This is a genomic window from Streptomyces kunmingensis (assembly GCF_039533535.1).
In the GTDB taxonomy this organism is placed as follows: domain Bacteria; phylum Actinomycetota; class Actinomycetes; order Streptomycetales; family Streptomycetaceae; genus Streptomyces; species Streptomyces kunmingensis.
This window is the reverse complement of sequence record NZ_BAAATS010000002.1, coordinates 342,117-352,437: the sequence shown is the minus strand read 5'-3', so window position 1 is coordinate 352,437 and position 10,321 is coordinate 342,117. Positions and strand designations below refer to the sequence as shown.

11 protein-coding genes are annotated in these 10,321 nt (G+C 69.7%); 5 read left to right on the top strand and 6 right to left on the bottom strand.

Annotated features, from left to right (window positions below; translation table 11 throughout):
* Positions 1-30 precede the first annotated feature (30 nt).
* Together ABD366_RS03715 and ABD366_RS03710 are read right to left on the bottom strand one after the other, a co-directional pair.
* Complete coding sequence (locus ABD366_RS03715; protein ID WP_324776218.1) at positions 31-909, bottom strand: DUF3558 domain-containing protein; 879 nt, start codon at positions 907-909, stop codon at positions 31-33.
* Positions 910-1,065: 156 nt separating this feature from the next.
* Positions 1,066-1,944, bottom strand: coding sequence for a DUF3558 domain-containing protein (locus ABD366_RS03710; RefSeq protein WP_324776220.1), 879 nt, complete (start codon positions 1,942-1,944; stop codon positions 1,066-1,068).
* Positions 1,945-2,147: 203 nt separating this feature from the next.
* Here ABD366_RS03710 and ABD366_RS03705 point away from each other — a divergent pair, with 203 nt between their 5' ends.
* Positions 2,148-3,341 (top strand): RtcB family protein, encoded by a 1,194-nt coding sequence (locus ABD366_RS03705; protein WP_324776222.1) that lies wholly within the window; start codon positions 2,148-2,150, stop codon positions 3,339-3,341.
* 72 nt (positions 3,342-3,413) lie between these two features.
* Here ABD366_RS03705 and ABD366_RS03700 read toward each other — a convergent pair whose 3' ends face one another.
* Entirely contained in the window at positions 3,414-5,039 is a 1,626-nt protein-coding gene (locus ABD366_RS03700) for a recombinase family protein (RefSeq protein ID WP_324776224.1), read from the bottom strand.
* A 277-nt stretch (positions 5,040-5,316) separates the two neighbouring features.
* On the opposite strand from ABD366_RS03700, the gene ABD366_RS03695 reads away from it, so the two are divergent.
* Complete coding sequence (locus tag ABD366_RS03695) at positions 5,317-6,750, top strand: MFS transporter (protein WP_324776226.1); 1,434 nt, start codon at positions 5,317-5,319, stop codon at positions 6,748-6,750.
* A gap of 62 nt (positions 6,751-6,812) precedes the next feature.
* On the opposite strand, the gene ABD366_RS03690 is transcribed toward ABD366_RS03695, so the two are convergent.
* On the bottom strand, positions 6,813-7,232 hold the full coding sequence (locus tag ABD366_RS03690; protein WP_324776327.1) for a MarR family winged helix-turn-helix transcriptional regulator: 420 nt from the start codon (positions 7,230-7,232) through the stop codon (positions 6,813-6,815).
* Between the two features lie 168 nt (positions 7,233-7,400).
* A complete protein-coding gene (locus tag ABD366_RS03685) occupies positions 7,401-7,925 on the bottom strand; it encodes a hypothetical protein (RefSeq protein ID WP_324776228.1) in 525 nt (174 codons plus the stop codon).
* Positions 7,926-8,017: 92 nt separating this feature from the next.
* Here ABD366_RS03685 and ABD366_RS03680 point away from each other — a divergent pair, with 92 nt between their 5' ends.
* The 3 genes from ABD366_RS03680 (at position 8,018) to ABD366_RS03670 (ending at position 9,405) form a co-directional block, all read left to right on the top strand.
* The gene (locus tag ABD366_RS03680; protein ID WP_324776230.1) at positions 8,018-8,353 is read left to right on the top strand and encodes a YnfA family protein; all 336 of its coding nucleotides are present in this window, start codon (positions 8,018-8,020) and stop codon (positions 8,351-8,353) included.
* Between the two features lie 115 nt (positions 8,354-8,468).
* Positions 8,469-9,236: an SDR family NAD(P)-dependent oxidoreductase gene (locus ABD366_RS03675; RefSeq protein WP_324776232.1), complete on the top strand. Its 768-nt coding sequence runs from the start codon at positions 8,469-8,471 to the stop codon at positions 9,234-9,236.
* Positions 9,226-9,405 carry a hypothetical protein gene (locus ABD366_RS03670; protein WP_324776234.1) on the top strand — a complete coding sequence of 60 codons (180 nt, stop codon included), beginning with the start codon at positions 9,226-9,228 and terminating at the stop codon, positions 9,403-9,405. Before ABD366_RS03675 ends, ABD366_RS03670 begins: the two co-directional genes overlap by 11 nt.
* A gap of 21 nt (positions 9,406-9,426) precedes the next feature.
* Here the strand turns inward: ABD366_RS03670 and ABD366_RS03665 are convergent, their stop codons facing one another.
* Positions 9,427-10,278, bottom strand: coding sequence for a helix-turn-helix domain-containing protein (locus tag ABD366_RS03665; protein WP_324776236.1), 852 nt, complete (start codon positions 10,276-10,278; stop codon positions 9,427-9,429).
* Between the last annotated feature and the right edge of the window lie 43 nt (positions 10,279-10,321).

The window sequence follows — 10,321 nt, the reverse complement described above, 5'->3', positions numbered from 1 at the left end:
CCGGGCTCCTCAAACCGCGGAATTCAGCGGCTACTTGTCCTTGGCGTCGTCCTTCGAGTCGTCCTTGGCGTCAGCCTTCTCGGAGGCGGACGCGGAGGCCGAGGGCTTCGCGTCCGAGGACTTGGAGGGGGAAGCCGACGACGACGTGGAGGGGGACGCCGACGGCTTGCTCTTCGCCGAGTCCACGACCGAGGCCACCGCCTCCTTCGCCGCCTTCTCCGTGTCCTTCGACAGATCGTCCGCGTCCGGCGTCTTCTCGCCCGCGAGACCCGACCCGTTGTAGTTGACCGTCACCACCACGTTGTCCACGCGCGAGACGACCGTCTGCTGCTTGGACGTGACGTCCTTCTTCTTCTCCTTGTACGTGCTGTCGAAGCGCACCAGCGTCGCCTCGTCACCCGTACCCGACACGGGCTGCGTCTTCACGCTCTTCGCGCCGTCCGTCGCCTGCGCGTCCTTGATCTGCTTCGCGTAGTACGCCGACGCCAGCTTCTCGCCGCTGCCCCGGTTCACATCCGACTCAAAACGGATCAACGAGACATTCAGCCAGCGGAACTGGGAACCCTTGACCCCGTTGTTCTCCAGGCTCGACCAGGAACAGCTCTCCCGCGTCGACTCGTCGTCCGACGCGCCCGCCTTGCTGTCGCCCTTCGGAACCAGATCACCCAGCGTCTTCTTCGAGAGCGCCGAGCACGCCTGCGGCAGCGACTTGTACGTCGCCGGAGCCACCTTCTTCGCCGCATCCCCGGCCGTCGAGGCGGACGTCTGCGCCCCGGACCCCTTCTCCGCCTTGTCGCCGGAGCCCGAGCCGGAACCGGAGTCGGAGGAACAGCCGGCTACGACGAGAACCACCGGCACGGCGGCTGCGCAGACGAGGGTGCGGGTGAGTCGCTTGGTCGGACGGTGCATGGTTCCTTCACTAGGACGCTGGCAGGAGCACGGCCCCGGAAACACGACGGCTTCTTCACGAAGCCACCACGAACCCGGGTCCGATGGGCCACCGTACGCCGTAGCCGACCCGCACGCCTCGACTTCCCCACAGCCGCGACGGCCCCCTTGTACCCCCTACTCGCCGAACTTCCCGACCAGCGTCTGCGCCAGTTCCTGCGCTGTGTCCTGCGATTCCTTGCTGTCCGGCGCCTCGCCGGGCGTCGTCGACTGGGCCACGTACTGGACGGTCACCAACGCGTTCGACGTGCGGAACACCACAGTCACCGTCCGGCTCCGGGACGCCTCGGGACCCGACAGCTCGTCATCGATGAACGCCTCGTCACCCAGCCCCTCCAGCAACCGCGGCTGCAACTCGGCCGGCGACACCGACGACGAGGGAGACGCGGGCGAAGAGGTCTCACCCCCGTCGGCCTCACTCCCGGCCTCGCTCCCGGTCTCCCCGTCGCCGCCCTTTTTGTCGGGGTCGTCCTTGCCGCCGCCGTCGGAGCCCTTGGACTCCGTGGCCGGGTCCGTGACCGAGTCCGTCGGCGCGGGCACCGGCAGGTGCGCCTTCTCCCGCTTCGCGGCGAACACGTCCTGCGCCCGCGAGTCGTCACTGACCGCGGCGTCGTACGACACCACCCGCTCGAAATCCAGCGTCAGCCGGTGCATGCCGCCCGCCGCCGAATCGTCCTTCCACTTGCATCCCGCCCGGCGGTCCGTGTCGTACGTGGCCGTCGCCGTGCCCTGGTAGGCCTTCTCCCGCTGCCGCACGTCCGTCAGCTCCTTGATGCCGGGGAGCATCGTGTCCAGCGTCCCCTGCTCGGGCTGGGCGCACGGCTCCGGCAGCGACTGGTACTTGCCGGGCTTCGCCGTCGACGCGGAGGCGCTCACCTCGCCCGGCTTCGCGTCGCCCGCGCCGCCGTCGGAGCCGGAGCTGCCGGAGCACCCGGCGAGCAGCGCCGTCAGGAGTACGGCGACACCCGGCACGCACGCGTACGACTTCCGCTGCACCGTAAGGGCTCCTCTCGGCGGGTTACGCCTGGTTATTCGGTTGCCGCCACGAGGCGACCAGTGCTGACAATGTCTATCGCACGCATTGCCGTGGACGCCGGTCCGTCATCCCTTTCGTCGACCTTGGCCCCGGTATTTGCGTTTCCCGACTCCAGCACCACTAGTTCCCATTTCTCCAACCAGGCCTACTTTCGGGGGATTTCATGTCGTACGTAGAGGTACCGGGCGCCAAGGTGCCCATCCGTATGTGGGCGGACCCGGCGTCCGTCGACGACGGGGCGATGCAGCAGCTCCGCAACGTATCGACCCTGCCCTGGATCAAGGGCCTCGCCGTCATGCCCGACGTCCACTACGGCAAGGGCGCGACGGTCGGCTCGGTGATCGCGATGCGGGGGGCGGTGTGCCCGGCGGCGGTCGGGGTCGACATCGGCTGCGGCATGAGCGCCGTGAAGACGTCCCTCACGGCGAACGACCTCCCGGGCGACCTCTCCCGCCTCCGCTCGAAGATCGAGCAGGCGATCCCGGTGGGCCGCGGCATGCACGACGACCCGGTGGACCCGACGCGGCTGCACGGGTTCGGTACGGCGGGGTGGGATGACTTCTGGGGGCGGTTCGGGGGTGTGGCCGATGCAGTGAAGTTCCGGGAGGGGCGGGCGCAGAAGCAGATGGGGACACTGGGCGGGGGCAACCACTTTGTCGAACTTACGTGCGATTCCGAGGGTGCGGTCTGGCTCATGCTGCACTCCGGATCCCGCAACATCGGCAAGGAGCTCGCCGACCACCACATCGGTATCGCGCAGAAGCTCCCGCACAACCAGAACCTCGTCGACCGCGACCTCGCCGTGTTCATCTCCGAGACTCCGCAGATGGCCGCGTACCGCAAGGACCTGTTCTGGGCGCAGGAGTACGCGAAGTACAACCGCTCGATCATGATGGCGCTCTTCAAGGACGTGGTCCGCAGGGAGTTCAAGAAGGCGAAGGTGACCTTCGAGCCCGAGATCAGCGCTCATCACAATTACGTCAGCGAGGAACGCTACGACGGGATGGACCTGCTGGTCACCCGCAAGGGCGCGATCCGCGCGGGCTCGGGTGAGTACGGAATCATCCCGGGCTCCATGGGCACGGGCTCGTACATCGTGAAGGGCCTCGGCAACGCGGCGTCCTTCAACTCCGCCTCGCACGGCGCCGGTCGGAAGATGAGCCGGAACGCGGCCAAGAGGCGCTTCTCGACGCGCGACCTGGAGGAGCAGACGCGGGGCGTGGAGTGCCGCAAGGACAGCGGCGTCGTGGACGAGATCCCGGGCGCGTACAAGCCGATCGAGCAGGTCATCGATCAGCAGCGGGATCTGGTCGAGGTCGTGGCGAAGCTGAAGCAGGTCATTTGTGTCAAAGGGTGACCGTCGAGTGTGCATCGGGACCGGACCGTGGCGGCGGTCCCGATGCCAGGCGGGACGTTCAAGGCGCTGACGCTATGCGTCGGTGCGCCAGACCGGCACGAGTCGCGTCGGGTCGAAGCGGTGCGATCCCTTGACCGCGGGCAGTACCACGACTGCTGCGAAGAGGCCGCGCAGCATGTCCTGCTTCACGTTCTGTGGCAACGCCTGCCATGCTGTGGGGAGTTCGCCCAGCGGTTGTGGTCGGTGAACGGCTAGCCGGGCGCACCAATCCTTGCGTGCGGTGACGAGATGCTTGATGTCGCTCTCCAGCGCGCCGAGCGACTCGAAGTATTCCGTGTCCGGGATTTCCTGAGAGTGCCAGCGTTGTTCGAGTGCGGCGCGGCGGCGGCGCGTAAGTTGCAGGTTGCGTTCATGGGGCCATGGCAATTGCCCAGTTCCTAGCCGGCCGGTCTCAATGAGTTTGGCGATCGCCCATTCAGTGACCTGCCGGTCAACGTTTTCTCCCTGCCGACTGGTACGCCCGCATCCACCGTCCACGCTCGTGCGGCAGCGGTATACGTGAGAAGAACCGTACGGAGCCCCGTACATCTGGGCTCCGCACCGGCTTCCGTCAGGCAGGCCGGCCCCGCGTCGGACGAGTCCCGTCAGCAGGTACCTTCCGGGAGCGCCCGGGGTGAGCCCCTTTCTGTCCCAGCCTCCAGCATGTCGGTTCCCCGTGAGCATTGCTTCCGCTGTTCGCCACGCCTCCGGGGTGACGATGGGCTCCCACCGACCAAGGACGGGAACACCTGCACTGTCAGCGAGCAACTCGCCCTGCAACTTGCGATAGCCGCAAATGCGCGGGTTCCTGAGGATCTGTTTGACCGTTTGTAGCTGCCATGGATTCCCGAGAGAAGTCGGGAGGCCGGAGGCGACGAAATCCCGGGTGACGGCGCTCAGATTGGCCCCGTTGATCAGGCTCTGTACGCCTTCTCGTACTACGGGTGACTCGCCTGGGTGCAAGGTGATCTTGTCTTCATTCCAGCCGAAAGGACGGTGCACGCTGACTGGATCGCCGCGTTCGGCACGTGCGCGGTGATTCATCCGTGCGCGCTGCTGTTGCTTCAGACTTTCGGAGCGTGCGGCGAGGGCAGCTTCCGCCCCGCGTGAGGCGCCTTCCGCGCCATAGAGGTCATGTATGCCCAGAGCGTCGACGTAGACCCGGTGCCCGTGGGCGACGAAGGCGCTGTGGAGGCGTTCATAGGTGTATGGGTCGCGGTAGAGCCGGTCGTCCGCGACACACACGATGCCGTCGACGGGATAGCCGGCCGTTGTGCCATCGCGACGGAGTGCGTCGATCATTTCCTCGAAGTCGGGCCGCCAAATGCCCGGTTTGGAGGCTGACTTGTGATTGTCGATGTACCGGTGGACGACGATCAGGTTGTGGGCGGCCGCGATGCGCGTGCAGTGCCATGTCTGGTCTCTCGCCGCGTGCCCGTCGCGTTTGTGCGCGTCGGTGGAGACCCTGCAGTAGGCGACGACCAGCCGGTGTCCCCTGCCCCTGAGTGCCAGTGCGGTCTGCACGGACGGGGCCTCGGCCGGAACCCCGCGGAGGTCCTCCACGGCGCGCTGCGCCCAGGGATGTGGAGTGATCTTTTTCGTTGGGTGGGCAATGCCCGATGCCAGTTCGAGCGGGACGCTAGGCTCGCGTTCAGCCATGAGGAAGCTGTTCCTTCCTTGATGGTCAGGCCCTCGGTCGGGACGGCAATCCCGCCGGGGGCCGCGCTATGTGCGGTTGTCTGATCGCGAACCTAGCCAGCCCGTTCCTCCGCCGCGCACGCAATCGATCAGCGTCACCCGTGGGAGTGGCTTGACAAGCGCGCCGCCCCGCTCGCATATTTATCTGCGTCACGCAGCTTCTGCGCGACGCCGATGGAGTTCGACACAGTGCCGGCGTCGCGGCTGCATTTCCGTACGTACCTTTTGGGGATCGCCCATGACTTCCACGCTTCCGGCCGCTGCGGCCGAGGCTTCACCCGGGTTCGGTGCGCGGCGGCGCTGGGCCGTGCTCGGGGTCGTGCTCGCCGCCGATGTGCTCGACCTCGTCGACGGGACCGTCACCAACGTCGCCGCCCCGACCATCGCCCGCGACCTCGGCGGCGGCGCCGGACTCGTGCAGTGGCTCGGGGACTCGTACGCGCTCGCGCTCGGGGTGCTGCTCGTGCTGGGCGGCAGGCTCGGGGACAAGTTCGGCAGGCGGCGGCTGTTCCTCGCCGGGCTCGGCGGGTTCACGGTCGCCTCGGTGGCCTGCGGGATCGCTCCGAACCCCGAACTGCTCGTCAGCGCAAGGCTGTTGCAGGGCGCGTGCGGCGCGCTCGTCATCCCGCAGGGCTTCGGCATCCTCGGTGCCACCTGGCCGCGCGAGCAGATCGGCAAGGCGTTCAGCCTGTTCGGACCGGTGATGGGCCTTTCGGCCGTCGGCGGGCCGGTGCTCGCCGGGTTCCTGATCGACGCCGATCTCGGCGGGCTCGGCTGGCGCTCCATGTTCCTGATCAACCTTGTGCTCGGCGGGGCCGCGTTCCTCGCCGCCGTGCGGCTGCTGCCCCGGGACCGCGGGGACCGTCGTACCGTCGTCGATGCGCTGGGCTCGGTTCTCCTCGGGTGCGCCATGCTCGGGCTGCTCGCCGGGTTCATCGAGGGCGCGGGGGAGGGGTGGACCACGGTCCCCTTCGTCCTCCTGGCCGCCGGGGCCGTCTGCTTCGCCGCGTTCTGCCTGCGTCAGCGCGTCGCCTCCAGCCCGCTCATCCGGCCCTCGCTCCTGCACAACCGGGGCTTCACGTCAGGGTTGTTGCTCGGAGTCGTGTTCTTCGCGGCGGTCTCCGGCCTGCTGTACGTCGTGTCGCTGTTCCTGCAACAGGGGCTCGGCAGGTCGCCCACTGGTGCCGCCGTCGCACTGCTGCCGTTGTCCGCCGGGATCGTCGTGGCCTCGGTGGCCTGCTACCGGCTGATCGGGCGGTACGGCAGGACGCTCGTACTGGCCGGGCTGGCGCTCACCGTCGCCGGAATCGTCGCGCTGCTCGCCATCGTCGCCAACAGCGGCACGGACACCGGCGGTTGGGCTCTCGCGCCCGCGCTCCTCGTCGTCGGCCTCGGTATGGGCACCTGCTTCGGGTCGACGTACGACGTCACCATCGGCGACATCGCGCCGGACGAGGCCGGGAGCGCGAGCGGGGCGCTCGGGGCCGTGCAGCAGCTGTCCAACGCGGTGGGCGCCGCGCTCGTCACCACCGTGTACTTCCACACCGCCGACGGACACGGCACGGCCCACGCCGCCGTCGTGAGCCTCGCCGTCGTCGGCTGCGTCGCGCTGGCCTGCTGCGGAGTCGTCCCGCTGCTGCCGCGCAAGGCGCAGGAGAGCCACGGGCGCTAGAACACCTCCGGCGGATCTTCGCGGCGTACGACGAGGGCGCTACGGCGAGGGCGTCGCGGCGGTCAGTCGAGGCCGTCGCCGGAGCGCAGCCGCTCCACCTGGCCCGCGCTGAACTCGACGGTGCGCTTCATATGCCGGATGAACAGGGCGAGTTCGGTGTCGTCGAGGTCGTCGAAGAGGGCGCTCCACCCGGTGCCGAGCCGGTCCCACATGCGGCCGAACTCGGCGACCTTCGCGGGCACGGGCACGACCAGGACGCGTCGGCGGTCGGCCGTGTCCCGTTCCCGTACGACGTAGCCCGCTTTTTCGAGGCGGTCGACGAGGCGGGTCGCCGAGCCGGTGGTCAGGCCGGTGAGTTCGGCGATGCGGCCCGTGGTGACGGGGGCCTTCTCCAGGGTGAGGAGGTTGAGGCACTGCAGGTCGGTGGGGTGCAGGCCGATGTGGTCGGCGACGGCCTGGTTGAACAGGGCGTAGGAGGCCATGTAGCGGCGCGACTCGGTGGACAGCTCGGCGAGCAGGGCCGGACGGCGGGTGGCGGCCTCGGCCGTTTTCCTGGCTTTGGCGGGCACTGGCGGGTCCCCTCGTCGGGTCGGGCGTACGGCTGGTCGGGCCTACGGCTGGTCGGGCGTACGGCTGGTCGGGCGTACGGCTCAAAAGTAGTACGTGTCACCGGTGTCCAGGACCAGGACCCCGAGTCGGTCGTTGCCGGGGTTGCGGTCGGCGGGGCCGCCGCTCCAGGCGGTGGTGACCTCGACGGTGACCTCGGTGGGGGAGGCGGCGAGCCGGACGGGGACGGTGACGCGGGCGCCGTGGGTCGCGGCGGGCAGGGCGCCGGTGCGGCAGTCGACGGAGCGCGGGCCGCTGCGCAGGCAGCCGGCGGGCAGGGTCTGGGCGTCGGCCAGCGGGCTGGTCAGGGTCAGGGTCAGGGTGGCGTCGGGGATGTCGTAGGGGCCCTGGTTCTGCGGGGTGAGGACGACGGTGACGCGGGTGCCGGCCAGGGTGGCGTGGCCGTGGTAGGCGAGATCGGCCTCGGGCGGGTCGCCGTCGACGGGAGCTGAGGGGGCGGGGGAGGGCCGTGCCGCGAGGGCCGTGGGTGCGGTGAATGCGGTGAGGGTGGCGGTCAGGGCGAGGGCGAGGGCGGTGGGGGTGAGTGCGTGTGCGAGTGCGCGTTTCAACGTGGCCTCCGGACGTAGGGATGAGCGCCCGATCTATCCCACGCGCCGGTGCGTGCGACACCGGTACGGGCCCGCGTGGCACCCTGTGGCGCATGCTCGTCGCCCGTTCCGTGTCCCTGTTCGTCCTGGCCGCCCTGTTCGAGATCGGTGGTGCGTGGCTGGTGTGGCAGGGGGTGCGGGAGGCGCGCGGCTGGGCGTGGATCGGCGCGGGGGTGATCGCGCTCGGCCTGTACGGGTTCGTGGCGACGTTGCAGCCGGATGCCGAGTTCGGGCGGATCCTGGCGGCGTACGGCGGGGTGTTCGTGGCGGGTTCGATCGCGTGGGGCATGGTCGCGGACGGGTACCGGCCGACCCGCTGGGACGTGGTGGGCGCGCTGATCTGCCTGGCCGGGATGGCCGTGATCATGTACGCGCCCCGGGGTGACTGAGGGCTGCCAGGGTTCGGGGAAGGGCGCGGGGATCCGGGTCGTAGGCTGGACGGAGTCGATCGTTCGCCCCCGCAGTACCGCCCTGTTCAGTCCCGTCCTGCTCGAGGAGTAGCTCATGGCCCCCGCCGCGTCTTCCCGTATCGCCGTCGTCACCGGCGCGAGCAGCGGTATCGGCGCCGCGACCGCGCGGCAGCTGGCCGCGGCCGGGTACCGGGTGGTGCTCACGGCCCGCCGCAAGGACCGCATCGAGGCGCTGGCGGAGGAGATCAACGGCGCGGGTCACCAGGCCGCCGCGTACGCGCTGGACATCACGGACCGGGCGGCCGTGGACGAGTTCGCGACGGCGTTCAAGACGGTCGGCGTGCTGGTGAACAACGCGGGCGGCGCGCTCGGCGCGGACCCGGTGGCCTCCGGTGACCCGGAGCAGTGGCGGCAGATGTACGAGACGAACGTCATCGGCACGCTGAACGTCACGCAGGCCCTGCTGCCCGCGCTCACCGCGTCCGGCGACGGCACGGTCGTCGTCCTGTCCTCGACCGCCGGGCACGGCACGTACGAGGGCGGCGGCGGTTACGTGGCGGCCAAGCACGCGGAGCACGTGCTGGCGGAGACGCTGCGCCTGGAGATCGTGGGCACGCCGGTCCGGGTGATCGAGGTGGCACCCGGCATGGTGAAGACGGACGAGTTCGCGCTGACCCGGTTCGACGGGGACGAGGAGAAGGCGGCGAAGGTGTACGCGGGCGTCGCGGAGCCGCTGACGGCGGACGATGTCGCGGACACGATCACGTGGGCGGTCACCCGGCCGAGCCACGTCAACATCGACCTGCTGGTCGTCCGGCCGCGCGCCCAGGCGTCCAACACGAAGGTGCACCGTGAGCAGTGACGTGCCGGCGCCCGATCCGCTGGACGTGTTGCAGCGGGAGTACGACGAACGGCGCCTCGCCCAGGAGAGGAAGGGCGAGCGGTACATGTGGTGGTACCTGGGCTACTTCCTCTTCGGCATCCACATCGTCGCGTTCGTGATGATCTACGCGATCCATCACGCGAAGTAGCAGCGGCCGTCGCCGGTCGCCTCAGGCGGTCGGGTACGCGGTCGGCGGGACGCCCACCGTGGCGGTGAAGTCGCGGACGAGGTGGGCCTGGTCCGCGTAGCCGAGGTCGGCGGCGAGGGCGGCCCAGTCGATGTCCGTGCGGGAGCCGGCCGCCTCGACGGCCTCGTGGATGCGGTAGCGCAGGATGCACCATTTGGGGCTGACGCCGACGTGTCCCAGGAACAGTCGTTGCAGCGAGCGCACCGACATCCCCTCGGCCCGCGCGAGATCGGCTACGCGGCGCACGCCGCGCTCGGCGCGGATCCGGGCGACGAGGCCGCGCGCGAGCTCGGCCGCCGGATCGGGTTCGGCCGGGGCGAGAGCCAGCAGGTAGGAGTCGAGGGCGGCGACCCGGTCGCGGTCGGAGACGTCGGGCCCGCCGTAACCATGGGGCCCGCCCGACAGCAGCGCCGCCACGTCCACGCGGGGAAAGACCTCCTCGTACGGCAGCACGCGGCCCGTCCACTCGGCGACCGGCACGTCCGGCACGAACGGCCGGAACGCCCCCGGCCAGAACTTCGCCCCGCACACTCTCCCCAGGCCGCTGATCTTGCGTGTGTACAGCCCGGGTGCGGCGACCCCGGTGAACTCCCCGTACGGCTCTGTCCCCCGGTCGTACTCGTCCCACTGGAACGTGAGGTTCACCGAGGGGTGCGGCACGAGGTGGGAGGCGTAGGGCGCGGGCAGGTCCCAGTCGATGAACCAGTACGTCTCGATGTACGGGCGCAGCGCCTCGGCGGGTTCGTGCCGGCGCAGCCGTACGCGGGTCAGCAGCGCGGCCGGGTCGAGGATCCCGCGGGTGTCGCGGCGGGGTGAGGGTTGATCCCGTTCCATCTCCGGATCGTACGGCGGGCCACTGACAGCGACGCGGCGTCGC